Raw genomic sequence first — 16,182 nt, 5'->3', positions numbered from 1 at the left:
CCAATTAATTCTTTTCAATTACTTTAACTTCAACAGCTCCAGTTCCCTCAAAGAAAGATACTAATTCTGCTTCGTTATCATTTACTGCAACTTCCATCAAGAAATGGTCATCAGTTGTTCTTACATCTGGATTTTCAGCTTCTTTGAAAGGCCATAATCTACTTCTCATATAGAAAGTGATTACCATTAAGTGAGCAGCAAAAAATACTGTCATCTCAAACATAATAGGCACAAAAGAAGGCATATTCTGAATGAAACTGAAACTTGGTTTACCACCAATATCTTGTGGCCAGTCATGAATCATGATGTAGCTCATCATAGTTGTAGCAACAGAAATACCAACACATCCATATAAGAAAGCACATATTGCTAATCTTGTTGGTGCTAATCCCATGGCTTTATCCAATCCGTGAACCGGGAACGGAGTAAAAACCTCTTCAATATGATGATGAGCAGCTCTAGTTTTCTTTACTGCACTCATCAAAACGTCATCGTCATTATAAATGGCGTATATAACTTTATTACTCATGATGTGAATCTTTACTGTTTGCTCTTTCTCTAATATAATTATCTCCTGTTCCTTTCAAAATTGTTTTAACCTCTGCCTGAGCAATTACAGGGAATGTTCTAGAGTACAATAAAAACAATACGAAGAAGAAACCAATTGTTCCAATGAAAATTCCGATATCAACAAATGTTGGTGAGAACATTGTCCAAGAAGATGGAAGGTAATCTCTATGTAAAGAAGTAACAATAATTACGAATCTTTCGAACCACATTCCGATGTTTACTACAATCGAAATGATGAATGAGAACATGATACTAGTTCTTAATTTTTTGAACCACATGAACTGAGGAGAGAACACGTTACATGTCATCATCGACCAATATGCCCACCAGTAAGGTCCAGTAGCTCTATTTAAGAATGCATATTGCTCATACTCTACTCCTGAATACCAAGCTACAAATAACTCAGTGATATAAGCTACACCAACAATAGATCCAGTAATCATGATAATGATGTTCATTAACTCGATATGTTGTAATGTGATATAAGCCTCAAGATTAGAAACTTTTCTCATAACGATCAACAAGGTATTTACCATCGCGAATCCAGAGAAAACCGCTCCAGCAACGAAGTACGGAGGGAAAATTGTTGTATGCCATCCAGGAATTACAGAAGTAGCAAAGTCCATAGATACAATTGTGTGTACAGAAAGTACAAGTGGGGTAGCTAAACCAGCTAATACTAAAGATACTTCTTCAAAACGCTGCCAGTCTTTTGCTCTACCGCTCCATCCAAAACTTAAGATAGAATAAACTCTTTTGTTAAATGGGGTTATAGCTCTATCACGAAGCATTGCGAAGTCAGGTAATAAACCAGTCCACCAGAAAACCAATGAAACTGAAAGATAAGTTGAAATCGCGAATACGTCCCAAAGTAATGGTGAGTTAAAGTTTACCCAAAGAGATCCAAACTGGTTTGGAATAGGTAATACCCAGTATGCTAACCATGGACGTCCCATGTGAATGATTGGAAATAGACCTGCTTGAACTACTGAGAAGATAGTCATTGCTTCCGCAGAACGGTTAATAGCCATTCTCCAACGTTGACGGAAAAGTAATAATACCGCAGAAATTAATGTTCCGGCGTGACCAATACCTACCCACCAAACGAAGTTAGTGATATCCCAAGCCCAACCAACTGTTTTATTTAATCCCCATGTTCCGATACCGGTAGATACGGTGTAAATTATACAACCTAACCCCCAAAGGAAGGCTACTAATGCGATTGTAAATACAATCCACCATTGTTTATTTGCAGGTCCTTCAACAGGCGCTGCCACATCTACAGTTACATCGTGATATGATTTATCACCTATAACTAAAGGTTTTCTAATGGGTGCTTCGTAATGAGACGACATAATCCTTTATATTGTTTCTTAATTAATAATTTTACTAAGTATTTCTAACTTTTACATGATAGAAAACATTTGGCTTTGTACCAACATGCTCTAATAAGTGGTATGCTCTTTCGCTTTCAGCAAGTTTCGCAACTTCACTTTCTTTATCATTTACATCTCCAAAGACCATAGCTCCAGAAGAACAAGCTGCAGAACAAGCACAAGCATTGTTGAACTCATCTTTTGCCACTACTCTACCTTCACGTTTTGCCTGAAGAATTACAGCTTGAGTACTTTGGATACAGAAAGAACATTTTTCCATAACACCACGAGAACGAACGTTTACGTCTGGGTTTAATACCATACGTCCTAAATCGTCATTCATATGATAATCGAATTCACTATTCTTGTTGTATAAGAACCAGTTGAAACGACGTACTTTATAAGGACAGTTGTTTGCACAGTAACGAGTACCAACACATCTGTTGTAAGCCATGTGGTTTTGACCTTGACGACCGTGAGATGTAGCAGCTACAGGACAAACTGTTTCACAAGGAGCGTGGTTACAGTGCTGACACATTACTGGTTGGAATGCTACTTGTGGATTTTCTCCAGGGTTTTCCATTTCATTAAATGTAGATAATGAACTAGATAAACCAGCGATTCCTTCTTTTCTTTCATTATCACCTTCGAAAGTGCTTTCAGAAGAATAGTATCTATCGATACGTAACCAGTGCATATCACGGCTTCTTCTAACTTCTGCTTTACCTACAACTGGAACGTTGTTCTCTGCGTGACAAGCAATAACACAAGCACCACATCCAGTACAAGCATTTAAGTCAATTGAAAGATTAAAGTGGTGACCAGTTGTACGATCAAATGATTCCCAAAGGTCAACCGTAGAAGCTTCCACTTCTTGGTGATCTAAAGATACCATTGGTTTTTCATTCCAATGTTCTGCATCTTCAGTATTGAATATTTTTAAAGTAGTTTCTTTAATGATATCTCCTCTACCCATTAAAGTTTTCTGACCTTGAACACAAGCAAACTCATGCTCTCCACCAGCTTTAACGATAGAAACAGATTGAACACCATTAAATCCTTTATATAAAGCGTAAGCATTTAAACCTACTTGCATTTCTTCTTTTAGAGAAGCTTTACGTCCGTAACCAACAGCTAAACCAATAGTACCAACTGCTTGACCTGGCTGAACAATAACTGGAACATTTTCCAATTTAACTCCATCAGCAGTTGTAATAGTAGCGTAACTACCATTTAGTCCACCATTTGCAACGATTTCATTTGATAAACCGATTTTTTTAGCATCAGCATTTGAAACTGTAACGTAGTTATCCCAAGAAACTCTTGTAATTGGATCTGGAAACTCTTGCAACCAAGGGTTGTTTGCTTGTTGTCCATCTCCCATACCTGTTTTAGTATACAATACTAATTCATACTCTCCAGCAGATTTAGATTTTGCAACAGCATTTGCAGCAGAAGCAGCATCAATAGCACCACCAGACAAAGCAACAGATCCAAGAACTGCTACACCATCATGCAATACCTTATTCCAAGAAGATCCTGCAGTATAAGCTCCAGAATTAACTTTTACGTAATCATAAAAAGTACCAGCTGTACCATTCAATGATAATAAAACATCTTGAAATTGTTTTGTATTGAAAATTGGACGGATAGTTGGCTGTGTTAAACTGTAAGTCCCACTTGTTATCTCCACATCACCCCAAGATTCTAAGTAATGAGGAGCTGGAGCAGCAACTGTAACAATTGATGCAGTCTCATCTTCTTTTAATGCAAAAGCAACAGAAGTTTTAACTTTTTTCAATCCAGAAACAAACGCTTCTGAATCAGCTAATGTATAAACTGGATTTACACCACTCATAATTAAAGTATGAACACTTCCTGCATTCAAATCTTTAACCAACTGTGCAACAACAGCATTAGAACCTTTTCTAATTTGTCTTGCTCCAGCAGTACTAAAAGCTTCACTAGCCAATATTTGATTGATAGCTAAAACTAATAATTGAGCATTTTTATCTTCAATTCCAGATACTAAAACTCCTTTTGATCCAGCAGCTTTAAGCTGTTGTGCAGCTTTTACTACTTCAGCTTTAGCATTTCCTTCTAAAGCAACAGGAACAGAAGCACCCGCAATAATGTTATAAATTTGAACTAAAGCTTGTTTTTGAGCAGCTGTAGTCATTGGAACACGCTTGTCAGCAGCAGCTCCAGATAATGTCATGTTTGATTCAAACTGGAAGTGACGAGACATTTTTCCGTTTTGAGGAATACGTCCTTTTGCATATCCAGAATCGTATCCACCACCTTGCCAATCTCCTAAGAAATCAGCTCCAACAGATACAATTAAAGAAGCTTTTGAAAAATCGTAATCCACTAAAGCTCTTTGTCCGTATACCGCCTCAAAAGCATCTAAAGCTTCAGATGAAGAAACCGCATCATATACAACGTGCTTAGCATTTGGATTTTTAGCAATAAACTCAGCAATTAATTTTTCTGTAGATGGACTTGCTAAAGTATTAGTTAACAATACAACCTGACCTCCTTTAGCTTTTGCATCAGCTAAACTTGATTTGATTTTTAAATCAACAGCAGACCAAGTAGAGTTTTTACCTTCTACTTTTGGCTCTTTCAAACGACCACTATCATACAATCCTAAGATAGATGCATGAATTCTAGCGTTTGCAGCAAATTTAGCTCCTGCAATTGTATTGTTTTCAATTTTAATTGGACGACCCTCACGAGTTTTAACCAAAAGGTTTGCAAAATCAAAACCATCAAAAACGGTAGTTGCATAATAATCTGCAACACCAGGAATGATTTGCTCTGGTTGTAATACATAAGGGATAGACTTGTGAACCGGACCTTCGCAAGCAGCTAAAGTAACAGCTGCAGTACTAAACCCTACGTACTTTAAAAAGTCACGACGTGAAGTCCCAGATGTAGATAAAGCCTCAGCGTTACCCAAAAACTCATCAGTAGGAATTTCTTCAACAAATTCGTTATTTCTAAGCGCCTCAACAATAGAGCTGTTTTCTAGCTCCTCAACACTTTTCCAGTATTTTTTGTTTGATGACATTGTATATATATATTAAAATCTTAATAAATCGATTAATAGTGGCATTTACCGCATTCTAAACCTCCCATTTGCGCTGCAGTTAATTTCTCTACACCGTATTTTTTAGAAAGTTCAGCATGAATCTTATCATAGTAAGCGTTACCTTCCATCTTAACATCAGTTTTTCTATGGCAATCAACACACCATCCCATTGTTAATTTAGAGTATTGCTTCATGATTTCGAATTCTTGAACTGGACCGTGACAAGTTTGACATTCAATTCCAGCAACAGAAACGTGTTGTGAGTGATTGAAGTAAACAAAATCAGGAAGATTATGAATACGAACCCATTTTACAGGCATTGTTTTTCCAGTATAAGCCTGTTTAGTCTTATCCCATCCAACAGCATCATATAATTTTTGGATTTGAGCATCGTAAAATGCTTTGCTGTACTCAGGAGTAGCAGTAGTTTCAGCAACCTCAGAAATATTTTTATGACAGTTCATACAAACATTTAATGAAGGAATACCAGCTGTTTTACTTACACGAGCAGCAGAGTGGCAATATTTACAATTGATTTCGTTATCACCAGCGTGAATTTTGTGAGAGTAGTGAATTGGCTGAATTGGCTCATAATTTTGATCTACACCTACCTGCATTAAGTAACCGTATACAAAATAACCACTAGCCAAAAGCAAAAAGATTGCAGATACCAAAACCAAGAATTGGTTTTTAGCGAAAGCTTTCCAGATCGGAAGCCTAGCTTCTTTTGGAGCAACCTCAATACCGTTTTTATTTGCAACTTTAGTCAATACTTTGTTCACCATGAACAACATCACAACTAAAATAGCCATAACAAGAGCAAGAGCTCCTAAAATAATATTGTTTGAAATTCCACCACCATCAACATTAGTACCTGGAGGTGTTGCAGGACCAGCAGTAGCAGGCTCAGCTTTAGGCTGAGAAGTATATGCTAAAATATTATCAATATCTCCTTCAGACAATTGAGGAAAAGAAGTCATAACAGCTTTGTTATTTTCCTCAAAAAGTTTAACAGCAACAGGATCACCTGACTTAATCATGTCAGAACTGTTATGCACCCACTTGTAAATCCAAGCTTTATCATGCTTATCAGCAACCCCTCTTAAAGCAGGGCCAGTTGACTTAGCATCTAATTTGTGACATGCAGCGCAATTTGCATTAAAAAGTTCTTTCCCTTTTACTGGATCACCGCCTCCTGCAGCTGGAGCAGCAGCCGCTGCTTCAGGCGCCGCCGGAGCAGCAGCATCTTGAGCAAATGAAGTTAGGGAGAAAATTAACGTCAGCGATAAGCCAAACAGCAATTTTCTTGAGATCGAATTATGGTTACCCACCTTTTTCATATAGTATAAATAATTGTCTACTAATTTTTGGTATGATTTTTTCTGTACTAAACTCAGGAAAAATCTATACCCTCTTTTAAAACTTGCACAAAAATACGACTTATGAACTATTCTCAAAACCTTAAAATACCCTTAAATATCAATTTATATCAATTCTAAATAATATTAAAATTTTACACTCAAACTTTAAATAGTATTTTTGCATAAAAACCATCACATTATGAGAATTTTAAGTCCCTCTAAAAGCCTTTTATTAACAATTACAACGATTGCTTTTGCGCACAATATTAACGCACAAGATCAAAATTTAACATTGAATCAAGACCCTAAATTCGAGCAATTGTTAAATGAAAAGCGTAAAATTAACACGTCAATAAATACAAACGATACTTATAGAATCCAAATCTTCAGCGGTAAAAGCGATGAAGCCAAAAAGACACTTTCGGATTTTAAAAGAGAAAACCCAAGTATTGACGGAACCATCATTTTCAGCACTCCAAACTACAAAGTAATAGTTGGCAACTTCAAAACTAGAATTGAAGCCGAAAGGAATCTTGCTGAGATTAAAAACAGATACAAAAGCGTTTTCTTACTTAAGCCTGGAAAATAATTTTTTTCAAAAACCACAAAAAAAGCGAGATAATTATCTCGCTTTTTTTGTACATTCTTAAGAGGGTTAAACTAAAATCAGAAAAATCCTAATTCACAACCTTTATTCCGTTTGCCATAAATCTTATTTCTTCTTTAGGCGTTTTTATCGCATCTATTTCTGCTTTAGATTTTTTAGCATCTTTTGCATAATGCTTCAATTCTTCTACCGAAGTAACTTTCTTTTCTGCCACACCTTCTAAAACAACATTTTTTCCTTTTGCTGCTGTAGGAACAAAAAACGCATAATCTTTCATTTTAACAAAAAAAGAAGAACTATCTTCCGTCTTAATACTAATCCAGCACCCTCTTTTAGGACAAACCGCTGTTACCTCTCCTTTTACAGCAACATTTTCAATCCTATCTTCTTTCTTTAATTTATCTTCCAATTTATCAACAGAAATAGCATTTTTCAAAGACACCTCTGAAATATCCGTACCATAATAATCCCCAACTAATGCATTTCCAGGCGGAGGAGAAGGCTTTTCAACATCTTCTTGGGCAAAACAAAAAGACGAAACACTTAACAGCAAAGCTGCCATATATAAACTTAATTTCATATTTTATCCATTTAATTTAATCAAAAATAAGATTAAAAATTGACATTTATTACCGCCACAACAACAAAACCAATATCTCATAAACAAAAAAAGTCCCAACTAACATTGGGACTTTTAAATATATTTATTAAATATTATTTCAATTTCTTTTTGATTGCTACTTCGTGGTAAGCCTCAATAATATCATTGATTTCGATATCATTAAATCCTTTAATCTGAATACCACAATCATAACCTTTCGTTACTTCTTTAACATCATCTTTGAAACGTTTTAAAGCAACTAATTCACCTGTATGAACTACAACACCATCTCTAATAACTCTAATTTTAGAAGTTCTTAAGATTTTACCATCTGTTACCATACAACCAGCAATCGAACCTACTTTAGAAATTTTGAAAATCTCACGGATCTCAGCATTACCTAAAACTTCTTCTTTCATTTCTGGCGCTAACATTCCTTCCATTGCATCTTTCAAGTCATCGATAGCAGCATAAATAATAGAGTAGTAACGGATATCAATTTCTTCTTTATCTGCTAACTGTCTTGCATTTCCTGCTGGACGAACATTAAATCCAATAATAATAGCATCTGATGCAGAAGCCAAGTTAACATCGGTTTCTGTAATCGCACCAACCCCTTTATGAATGATATTAATTTGAACCTCTTCTGTAGACAATTTAGAGAACGAATCAGACAATGCTTCAACAGATCCATCCACGTCTCCTTTAAGAATTACATTCAATTCTTTAAACTGGCCAAGAGCAATACGACGTCCAATTTCATCAAGCGTAATATGTCTTTGAGTACGAACAGACTGCTCACGCATTAATTGAGAACGCTTAGATGCAATTTGTTTAGCCTCTTTTTCGTCTTCAAAAACGTTAAACTTATCACCTGCTGTTGGCGCTCCATCTAAACCTAGAACAGAAACTGGAGTTGAAGGTCCTGCTGATAAAACAGTATGTCCTCTCTCATCATGCATTGCTTTAACCTTACCATGATGCTTACCAGCAAGCATATAATCTCCAATCTTCAAAGTACCTTGTTGTACTAAAATTGTAGAAACATACCCCTTTCCTTTATCCAAGAAAGCTTCAACAACAGTTCCCTGCGCTGCTTTATTTGGATTTGCTTTTAAATCTAAGATTTCAGCTTCTAATAAAACTTTCTCTAATAATTCTTTAACCCCTGTTCCAACTTTTGCAGAAATATCATGTGACTGAATTTTTCCACCCCAATCTTCAACAAGTAAATTCATACCAGCCAAACGCTCTTTAATTTTATCAACATTAGCATTTGGTTTATCAATTTTATTGATTGCAAATATAATTGGCACTCCCGCAGCTTGTGCGTGAGAAATTGCCTCTTTTGTCTGTGGCATGATATCATCATCAGCCGCAACTACGATAATAGCAATATCAGTAACTTGAGCTCCACGTGCACGCATCGCGGTAAACGCCTCGTGACCCGGAGTATCTAAGAATGCGATTTTCTGCCCATTATCTAAAGTAACTCCGTATGCTCCAATGTGCTGTGTAATACCTCCAGACTCACCAGCAATAACATTTTCTTTACGAATATAATCCAGTAAAGATGTTTTACCGTGGTCAACGTGACCCATTACCGTCACAATTGGCGCTCTAGTTACTAAATCTTCTTCTTTATCTTCTACAACTTCTATTGCTTCTTCAATATCCACTGTAATGAATTCAACATCGTAACCGAATTCATCTGCAACAATAGTTAATGTTTCAGCATCTAGACGCTGGTTCATGGTAACCATGATACCAAGAGACATACAAGTTCCAATTACTTTAGTAATCGGCACATCCATCATGATTGCAATTTCACCAACTGTAACGAACTCTGTAACTTTAATAGTTTTACTTCCTTCGTCAAGTGCTCTTTGCTCATCATCAGATTTCTGACGGTGCGTTTCTCTTTTATCTCTTCTATATTTAGCCGCCTTAGATTTCCCTCCTTTACCTTGAAGTTTTTCAAGAGTTTCTCTAATTTGGTTTTTTACTTCTTCTTCTGTCGGCTCAACTTTAGCTACAATTGCTGGACGATTTCCTTTTACAAAACCTGGTCTCTGACTTCTGTTAGCATTAAAACCACCGCCATTGTTATTTTGATTTGGTTTATTAGGATTTTGATTTCCACCTTGAGGATTATTCCCTGTTACAGGTTTTGGCGCTCCAGGCGTACCTGGTTTAGGAGCAATTCTTTTACGCTTATTTTTATTTGCGTTATTATTGTTTCCAACTCCTGGAGTTCCAGGTTTATTCTGAGCCACTTTTGGATCCTCTTTCTTTTTCTTCGGCTTATTAAATTGAGATAAGTCAATTGTTTGACCAGTAAGAGTTGTTCCGGAAAGTTTTTGATATTGAGTCGTAATTGTTTCTTCTGAAGTTGTTGGATCAGTTGACACAATTGGTTCCTGCGCCACTCTAGAAGACTCTGCTTTAACTTCTTTTTTCTCAGTAATAATAGGCTCGTTCTTTTTAACCTCAGAGACTGGCTGCGTTACAGCTTGTTCAGTTTTTGGAGCTTCATTTTGAACAGGTTTTTCTGTTTGCACTGGTGCAACAACGGCTTTTGGCTCTTCAGCTTTAGCTGTTTCCTCAGAAGGAGCAATTGCAGGTTTTTTCGGATTTAGGTCAATTTTACCAACTTGCACAGGTCCAGAAACAACAGCTCTCGCCTTAATTATTTCCTGTTGCTTTTGACGCTCTTCTTCTTGTCTGCGTTTGTCCTCAATTTCTTTCTCACGCTCTACACGTAATGCTTCTTTTTCTTTTCTTTTTTCTTCTCCAACCTCTTTTGAAGCCTCCTTATTCCCCTTATCGCCCGCAAATTGGCTTTGAAGGATATTAAACTCGCTATCAGAAATTTTTGCGTTTGGATTTGCATCAATAGCAATTCCCTTATCTTTTAGATAATCTACAGCTCTTTCTAACGAAATATTTAATTCCCTTAAAACCTTGTTTATTCTTATTACTCTCTCTTCAGACATATAACCTTTTTATTATTACCTTTTTCGTTGTGTTGTTAGAGCAGACATTCAGCTTATTGCTTAACTATCAAACTCTTCTTTTAGTATTTTCATAACATCCAGAATCGTTTCCTCTTCTAAATCCGTTCTTCTTACTAAATCTTCTACATCGTGCTTCAAGATACTTTTTGCCGTATCTAAACCGATTTTTGCAAACTCTTCAATTACCCACTCTTCGATCTCATCTGAGAACTCTGTTAATTCAACATCGTCTTCATCTGCAACAGTACCGGCAACATCTCCTTCACGAATAACATCTAACTCATAACCTGTCAATTGACCAGCTAATTTGATATTGTGACCACCTCTACCAATCGCTTTAGAAACCTCTTCTAATTTCAAGAAAACTTCAGCTCTTTTACTTTCTTCATCAATTTTGATAGAAGAAACTTTAGCGGGGCTTAAAGCTCTTGTAATAAATAATTGAATATTATTTGTATAATTGATTACATCAATATTTTCATTTCCTAACTCGCGAACAATTCCGTGAATACGAGAACCTTTCATTCCTACACAAGCTCCAACTGGATCAATCCTATCATCATAGGAATCAACAGCTACTTTTGCTTTTTCGCCTGGAATACGAACTACATTTTTAACTGTAATTAATCCGTCGAAAACTTCTGGAATTTCTTGCTCAAATAATTTTTCCAAGAACTTTTCTGAAGTTCTAGACATGATAATTTGAGGTTTATTTCCTTTCAATTCAACGCTTTCAATAATTCCACGAACGTTATCTCCTTTACGGAAAAAGTCAGACGGAATTTGTTTTTCTTTTGGAAGTACAATTTCATTTCCTTCATCATCAACCAAGATAACAACTCTTGGACGTACGTGGTGCACTTCTGCTGTATAAATATCGCCGATAATATCTTTAAATTGTTTGTACAAATTTGTATTATCGTGCTCGTGAATTTTAGATATCAAATTCTGACGAAGCGCTAAGATAGCTCTTCTTCCTAAATCAATCAACTTTACTTCTTCAGAAACTTCTTCTCCAATTTCAAAATCCGCTTCAATTTTTCTTGCTTCAGTCAATGTAATTTCCTCATTTTCAAAATCAAGATCCTCATCAGCAACAATTACTCTTCTTCTCCAAATTTCCATATCCCCTTTATCAGGATTAATAATGATATCGAAATTTTCATCTGAACCGTATTTTTTCTTTAATGCATTTCTAAATACGTCCTCTAAAATTGCCATAAGCGTTACACGATCAATAAGTTTATTATCTTTAAACTCTGAGAATGAATCGATTAATGCTAAATTTTCCATGCGAATTTTTTAATTAAAATTAAAATGTTACCGTAACAACTGCCTCTTTAATTTCTGTATAAGGTATTTGTTGCTCTTTTTGAACTGTTTCTTTTCCTTTTCCTACTTTTTTCGGTTCTCTTGCTTTCCAAGACAAAATTATAAAAACATCATTAGCTTCTACTAATTCTGCTTCGATTTTTTCTGTATTTGTGGTAACAATCAACGTTCTACCAACATTTTTTTTGTATTGTCTTATCATTTTTAAAGGTGTCCCTACTCCAACCGATGCTACTTCAAGAGAGAAATCCTGCTCTTCACGATCCAGATTATTCTCGATTGCACGACTTACGTCAATACAGTCCTGCAGCGCCACTCCATTATCACCGTCTAAACCAACACTAATTTTAAAAGAATCCGAAACAGCTAAATCAACCAAAAAGACTGATGGCTTTTCCAGAAGAGCTTCTGTAATTAATCCGTTTACTTTTTCTTTAAATGTCATAATTTTATAAAAAGAGGGGACACTTAGTCCCCTCATTATTTAGATTTTAATAAATAACAGTGCAAATATAGTGTTTTTTTTATAAATCAAATAAATAGATTGCTCTAAAAATATTTCTTATCTTTATAATAGCATTCAAAAAATGAATTATTCATATTATTAACCCTCAAAATCATGAAACGAATTTTAGTACCTACCGATTTTTCAGAACACGCAGAAGATGCTTTAAAAGTTGCTGCTCAAATCGCAAAAAAGAACAATTCAGAAATTATCATCCTGCACATGCTCGAATTACCGCATCAAACAAATGATGCTATTTTAGGCGGAATCAGCATTCCTGAAAGTATGCTTTTTATGAAAAAAGCCAACGAAATGCTGGATAAAGTTTCTGAAAAACCTTATTTAGACGGAATAGAGGTGACTGAAATCGTTAAAATGGACAAACCTATTCACGGCATCACACAAATTAGTAAAGAGCATAACATTGACTTAATCGTAATGGGATCACACGGATCTTCTGGCGTTGAAGAATTATTAATTGGATCTAATACTGAAAAAGTAGTCCGCAATTCAGAAATTCCAGTTTTAGTAATCAAAAATGATATTGCAAATTTTACCGCAGCCAATGTTGTATTTGCATCTGATTTTTCTGAAGAAGCCAAAAAACCATTTGAAAAACTTTTAAACTTTACCAAATTATTTGATTCAAAAATACACCTTGTAAATATCTGCACACCAAACAGCTTCAAACCAACACATGTTGCTGAAGAAGCCATCAATGAGTTTGTAGATCAATTTAACATCAGCAACTACACTACTCAAACCTACAATGATACTAATATCGAAAAAGGAATTATCAATTTTGCCAACAGAATTAACGCCGATATAATCGGAATGTGCACTCATGGCAGAACTGGATTTGCACATTTCTTCAACGGAAGCATCAGCGAAGGATTAGTAAATCATGCTGTTAGACCTGTAATTACTTTGAAAATATAAAGAACATAAAACAACCTAAATAACAGAAAAGCTTCTCAATCGAGAGGCTTTTTTTATGCACTCGTTTTTCGCTTAAATTTCATCAATCAAAAGTGAGCTTTCCAACAAAGTCTTTTTGAGCTTTTCAACAAAACCAAGCACTTAATTAATAGAGAAATTTGTCAAATAAAAATTCATTAAAACTTACAACATGAAAACAATAGACAAAATTTACATTAACGGAGAATTTGTTACCCCAAAAGGAACTGAATATTTCGACCTTATCAGCCCAACAACAAATGAAAAACTCGGAAAAGTACTTTTAGGAAATACTGAAGACGCGCAAAACGCAATTAACGCCGCCAAAACCGCTTTCAAATCTTTTTCCCAAACAACAACAAGTGAAAGAATTCAATATCTCGAAAACATCAAAACAGCAATTGAAAAAAGAAAAGACGAATTTATAAATGTAGTCACAGAAGAATATGGAGGAACATTTCAATTCGCTGCTAACAGCTTCATTTATATGCAAAAAAGCTTCGACTCAGCAATTCAATTGCTAAAAACTTACGATTTTACTAAAACAATGGGAGAATCTGAAGTTCAAATGACACCAATTGGCGTTGTCGGAATCATCATTCCTTGGAATTCCAGTAACGGCTTTATCTGCAGCAAACTTTCAACCGCAATTGCAGCAGGATGCACAGTAGTTATAAAACCAAGCGAAATGAGCGCACAGCAGACACAATTAATTTCAGAATGCTTACACGAAGCCAACCTTCCAAAAGGCGTCTTCAACATCTTAAACGGTTTAGGCGAAGTAGTTGGAGCCGAAATAAGCCGCAATCCCGATGTAGCTAAAATCTCTTTCACAGGATCTACAACTGTTGGAAAAATCATTGCAAAAGAAGCCGTCAACACTATGAAACGAGTTACATTAGAACTTGGCGGAAAATCTCCCAACATCATTTTAGATGATGCTGATTTTTCTAAAGCAGTTCCATTAGCAGTAATGGCAGCTTTTATGAACAGCGGACAAGCCTGTATCGCAGGAACCAGATTATTGATTCCAGAAAGCAAATTAGAAGAAACCAAAAACATTATTAAAGAAGTAATTTCAAATACAATTGTCGGTGATCCAAAAAAACCAAATACCGCAGTTGGACCAATGGTAAGCAAAAAACAATTTAATCGTGTGCAAGAATATATTCAAATCGGAATTAATGAAGGCGCAGAAATTTTAACTGGTGGATTAGGAAAACCTAAAGGGTTAGAAAAAGGAAATTTCATAAAACCAACTGCTTTCATCCATGTAGACAACAAAATGAGAATTGCACAAGAAGAAATATTCGGCCCAGTATTATCTATCATCACTTATAAAACAGAAGAAGAAGCAATTGAGATTGCCAACGACTCCAATTACGGACTACAAGCTTATGTAAGCTCATCTGATTTAGATAGAGCACACCGTGTTGCTTCTCAAATTAATGCAGGAAGAGTTCAAATAAACGGAATTAGTCATGACCCAATGGCCCCTTTCGGAGGATTTAAACAATCTGGAATCGGTCGTGAATTTGGAGTATTGGGACTTGAAGCTTATTTAGAACCAAAAGCATTAATTCAGCAAAAATAATTTTACAGATCCGAAAATCTTTTCCCAAAAAGATTATTCGGATCTTTTAGTAACTTTACAATATGAGTCCAAAAAACAATACAAAACCGAAGATTCTTTACTCCTGTTATTATTCGCGCAGCCGCGAAGGAGAACATTTCATACCCGAGCATGTTTTCAGCTACCAGATTTCTGGAGAAATGATTGCGTCCGACAACAAAACCACTTTTCATTCTAAACCAGGAGATTTTCGCTTCAGCAGAAGAAATCATTTAGCAAAATTCACCAAAATTCCGCCCGAAGGAGGAGAATTCAAAACTATTTCTCTTTTTCTAGATCAGGAAATTTTACGCGAAATCAGCAAAGAATACAATTATAAATCCGAAAAGAAAGTAGATTCAGAAGCTATGTTTTCATTAGCCCCAAACCCACTCTACCAATCTTTCATGGAATCCCTACTAACATATCTCAAAGTGGAACAGGAAAGCAATGAAACTTTGTTTAATTTAAAAATCAAAGAAGCCGTTCATCTTTTACTAAAAGCCAACCCAGAATTAAAAGATATTTTATTCGACTTTAACGAACCTGGCAAAATTGACTTGGAAGCCTTTATGAATAAAAATTTCCATTTCAATGTACAAATGCAACGATTTGCTTATTTAACAGGCAGAAGCTTAGCCACATTTAAAAGAGATTTCCAGAAAGTATTTCAAGAAACACCAGGAAAATGGCTTTTAAACAAAAGACTTCAGGAAGCCTATTATCTCATCAGCCAAGGAAAATTACCATCGGAAGTTTATATCGGAGTTGGTTTTGAAGATTTATCTCATTTTTCATTTTCTTTTAAAAAGAAATTCGGAGTCGTTCCCTCTTCTTTAAATCAAAAATACGTCTCCCGTGGTTGAAACCACGGGCTATGGTAAAAAAACAGCACGTCCAAAACAAAAAAGTTCGCAAAGCACTTTATTGACCAGAAGCTTTCCGAACTTTTGCATTCTTAAAAAAACACCTTAGCGTTCTTTGCGCATACTTAGTGTAATTTGCGGTCAAAATAAAAAATCAGAAAAACACAAAATCCATCTAAGTTTAGGACATAAAAAAAGCCTCTCATTTCTGAGAGGCTTTTCTGTTGGTCTACTAGGACTCGAACCTAGAAAGACGGCACCAAAAACCGTAGTGTTACCATTAC

12 protein-coding genes are annotated in these 16,182 nt (G+C 35.6%); 4 read left to right on the top strand and 8 right to left on the bottom strand.

The window, feature by feature from the left end; translation table 11 throughout:
* Window positions 1-4: 4 nt before the first annotated feature.
* From GSY47_RS25135 to GSY47_RS25120, 4 genes are read right to left on the bottom strand one after another with little or no spacing between them, the layout of a single operon-like run.
* Window positions 5-529 carry a DUF3341 domain-containing protein gene (locus GSY47_RS25135; protein WP_109191793.1) on the bottom strand — a complete coding sequence of 175 codons (525 nt, stop codon included), beginning with the start codon at window positions 527-529 and terminating at the stop codon, window positions 5-7.
* Complete coding sequence (nrfD, locus tag GSY47_RS25130; RefSeq protein ID WP_109191792.1) at window positions 522-1,925, bottom strand: NrfD/PsrC family molybdoenzyme membrane anchor subunit; 1,404 nt, start codon at window positions 1,923-1,925, stop codon at window positions 522-524. The genes GSY47_RS25135 and nrfD overlap by 8 nt, the downstream gene beginning before the upstream one ends.
* 34 nt (window positions 1,926-1,959) lie before the next feature.
* A complete protein-coding gene (locus GSY47_RS25125; RefSeq protein ID WP_179003088.1) occupies window positions 1,960-5,019 on the bottom strand; it encodes a TAT-variant-translocated molybdopterin oxidoreductase in 3,060 nt (1,019 codons plus the stop codon).
* A 32-nt stretch (window positions 5,020-5,051) separates the two neighbouring features.
* A complete protein-coding gene (locus GSY47_RS25120; RefSeq protein ID WP_179003089.1) occupies window positions 5,052-6,380 on the bottom strand; it encodes a c-type cytochrome in 1,329 nt (442 codons plus the stop codon).
* 220 nt (window positions 6,381-6,600) lie between these two features.
* On the opposite strand from GSY47_RS25120, the gene GSY47_RS25115 reads away from it, so the two are divergent.
* Window positions 6,601-6,990, top strand: a complete 390-nt coding sequence (locus GSY47_RS25115; RefSeq protein ID WP_179003090.1) for an SPOR domain-containing protein — start codon at window positions 6,601-6,603, stop codon at window positions 6,988-6,990.
* An 88-nt stretch (window positions 6,991-7,078) separates the two neighbouring features.
* Here GSY47_RS25115 and GSY47_RS25110 read toward each other — a convergent pair whose 3' ends face one another.
* The 4 genes from GSY47_RS25110 to rimP form a co-directional block, all read right to left on the bottom strand.
* Window positions 7,079-7,588 carry a DUF4920 domain-containing protein gene (locus tag GSY47_RS25110; protein WP_179003091.1) on the bottom strand — a complete coding sequence of 170 codons (510 nt, stop codon included), beginning with the start codon at window positions 7,586-7,588 and terminating at the stop codon, window positions 7,079-7,081.
* Window positions 7,589-7,722: 134 nt separating this feature from the next.
* Window positions 7,723-10,605: a translation initiation factor IF-2 gene (infB, locus tag GSY47_RS25105; RefSeq protein ID WP_179003092.1), complete on the bottom strand. Its 2,883-nt coding sequence runs from the start codon at window positions 10,603-10,605 to the stop codon at window positions 7,723-7,725.
* 60 nt (window positions 10,606-10,665) lie between these two features.
* Window positions 10,666-11,919 carry a transcription termination factor NusA gene (gene nusA, locus GSY47_RS25100; RefSeq protein WP_125722262.1) on the bottom strand — a complete coding sequence of 418 codons (1,254 nt, stop codon included), beginning with the start codon at window positions 11,917-11,919 and terminating at the stop codon, window positions 10,666-10,668.
* A 19-nt stretch (window positions 11,920-11,938) separates the two neighbouring features.
* On the bottom strand, window positions 11,939-12,403 hold the full coding sequence (gene rimP / locus GSY47_RS25095; RefSeq protein WP_167365417.1) for a ribosome assembly cofactor RimP: 465 nt from the start codon (window positions 12,401-12,403) through the stop codon (window positions 11,939-11,941).
* Between the two features lie 174 nt (window positions 12,404-12,577).
* On the opposite strand from rimP, the gene GSY47_RS25090 reads away from it, so the two are divergent.
* The 3 genes from GSY47_RS25090 (at window position 12,578) to GSY47_RS25080 (ending at window position 15,898) form a co-directional block, all read left to right on the top strand.
* The gene (locus GSY47_RS25090; protein ID WP_179003093.1) at window positions 12,578-13,402 is read left to right on the top strand and encodes a universal stress protein; all 825 of its coding nucleotides are present in this window, start codon (window positions 12,578-12,580) and stop codon (window positions 13,400-13,402) included.
* Window positions 13,403-13,592: 190 nt separating this feature from the next.
* Window positions 13,593-15,014 carry an aldehyde dehydrogenase family protein gene (locus GSY47_RS25085; protein WP_179003094.1) on the top strand — a complete coding sequence of 474 codons (1,422 nt, stop codon included), beginning with the start codon at window positions 13,593-13,595 and terminating at the stop codon, window positions 15,012-15,014.
* Between the two features lie 62 nt (window positions 15,015-15,076).
* Window positions 15,077-15,898 (top strand): AraC family transcriptional regulator, encoded by an 822-nt coding sequence (locus tag GSY47_RS25080; RefSeq protein ID WP_219071613.1) that lies wholly within the window; start codon window positions 15,077-15,079, stop codon window positions 15,896-15,898.
* The last annotated feature ends 284 nt before the right edge of the window (window positions 15,899-16,182 follow it).

The organism is Flavobacterium quisquiliarum, from assembly GCF_019308285.1.
Classification (GTDB): domain Bacteria; phylum Bacteroidota; class Bacteroidia; order Flavobacteriales; family Flavobacteriaceae; genus Flavobacterium; species Flavobacterium quisquiliarum.
Note: the sequence above shows the minus strand (reverse complement) of the source record. Positions and strands in the feature narration are given on the sequence as shown.

Excerpts from the sequence above, each read along its gene's own strand:
- GSY47_RS25135 (WP_109191793.1), bottom strand. The coding sequence starts at position 529 with ATGAGTAATAAAGTTATATACGCCATTTATAATGACGATGACGTTTTG.
- GSY47_RS25090 (WP_179003093.1), top strand. The coding sequence starts at position 12,578 with ATGAAACGAATTTTAGTACCTACCGATTTTTCAGAACACGCAGAAGAT.
- GSY47_RS25110 (WP_179003091.1), bottom strand. The coding sequence starts at position 7,588 with ATGAAATTAAGTTTATATATGGCAGCTTTGCTGTTAAGTGTTTCGTCT.
- nrfD (WP_109191792.1), bottom strand. The coding sequence starts at position 1,925 with ATGTCGTCTCATTACGAAGCACCCATTAGAAAACCTTTAGTTATAGGT.
- rimP (WP_167365417.1), bottom strand. The coding sequence starts at position 12,403 with ATGACATTTAAAGAAAAAGTAAACGGATTAATTACAGAAGCTCTTCTG.
- GSY47_RS25085 (WP_179003094.1), top strand. The coding sequence starts at position 13,593 with ATGAAAACAATAGACAAAATTTACATTAACGGAGAATTTGTTACCCCA.
- infB (WP_179003092.1), bottom strand. The coding sequence starts at position 10,605 with ATGTCTGAAGAGAGAGTAATAAGAATAAACAAGGTTTTAAGGGAATTA.
- GSY47_RS25080 (WP_219071613.1), top strand. The coding sequence starts at position 15,077 with ATGAGTCCAAAAAACAATACAAAACCGAAGATTCTTTACTCCTGTTAT.
- GSY47_RS25125 (WP_179003088.1), bottom strand. The coding sequence starts at position 5,019 with ATGTCATCAAACAAAAAATACTGGAAAAGTGTTGAGGAGCTAGAAAAC.
- nusA (WP_125722262.1), bottom strand. The coding sequence starts at position 11,919 with ATGGAAAATTTAGCATTAATCGATTCATTCTCAGAGTTTAAAGATAAT.
- GSY47_RS25115 (WP_179003090.1), top strand. The coding sequence starts at position 6,601 with ATGAGAATTTTAAGTCCCTCTAAAAGCCTTTTATTAACAATTACAACG.
- GSY47_RS25120 (WP_179003089.1), bottom strand. The coding sequence starts at position 6,380 with ATGAAAAAGGTGGGTAACCATAATTCGATCTCAAGAAAATTGCTGTTT.